The 251-nt window shown below is 58.6% G+C and carries 1 pseudogene; it reads right to left on the bottom strand.

Annotated elements, in window-relative coordinates:
* Window positions 1–251 (bottom strand): annotated as a pseudogene (locus ACZ3HG_RS24385) (malto-oligosyltrehalose trehalohydrolase); the annotation flags it as partial.

The following is a 251-nucleotide window of genomic DNA, read 5'->3' as shown; positions in this document are numbered from 1 at the left end:
ACATGCTTGTCGCTGGGATCGTCAATCTGATCGATGGCGTCAAAGCGCAGGCCATCCAGATTAAACTCCTGCAGCCAGTAGAGCGGCGCTTCCACGATATAGCGGCGCACCGCATCAACGTCATAGGCGATACCGGCGCCCCACGGCGTCTGGCGCTCTTTGTGGAAGAAGTCTGGTGAGAGCAGCGGCAGATAGTTGCCCTCCGGGCCGAAGTGGTTCAGCACGATATCCAGTACTACCGACAGACCGTG

Source organism: Erwinia sp. PME.40.26/001 (assembly GCF_055556675.1).
This window is presented reverse-complemented; position numbering and strand designations above follow the sequence as displayed.